Source organism: Verminephrobacter aporrectodeae subsp. tuberculatae At4 (genome assembly GCF_000193225.1).
Lineage (GTDB): Bacteria > Pseudomonadota > Gammaproteobacteria > Burkholderiales > Burkholderiaceae_C > Acidovorax > Acidovorax aporrectodeae.
On the sequence record NZ_AFAL01000281.1, the window covers coordinates 1 to 480 of the forward strand.

Sequence of the window (480 nt, forward strand, 5' to 3'; positions counted from 1 at the left end):
ACGCTCAGCGCGCGCACCGAGAACACCAGAAACGCCCCCGTGAACAGCGCCACCAGCGCCAGCACCGTGAGGTTCACGCGGTACGCGCGCGACAGGTTGCCGACGCGCTGCACCGCGTCCCCCGGCTCGGCGAACACCGCATTCGCGGGCCAGTCGGGCCGCGCGCGCAGCGCCTGCTGCCACGCGCCGCGCACGGTGCCGGGTTGCAGTTGCAGGTCGATGCGGCTGAGCTGCCCGGCGCGGCCAAACAGGTCCTGCGCCGCGCCGATGTCCATCACCGCCAGCGGCGCAGCACCCGCCGCCACGCTGCCCGCGACCCGCACGGACAGCTTGCGCGAACCGACCCACAGCGTGATCTGCGGCAGGGGGCCCAGGTCCGCGCCGGCAAGGCCCAGCGCCTGCTGCGCTGCGGCGTTCAGGAACACCGTGGCCGGGGCGAGAAAGGCCAGCCGATCAGCGCCCGGCCAGGGGCGCGGCATG

At 74.8% G+C, this 480-nt stretch carries 1 pseudogene; it reads right to left on the reverse strand.

Going from position 1 to position 480, the window contains the following annotated elements:
• A pseudogene (locus VTU_RS26180) lies at positions 1 to 480 on the reverse strand (ABC transporter permease); the annotation flags it as partial.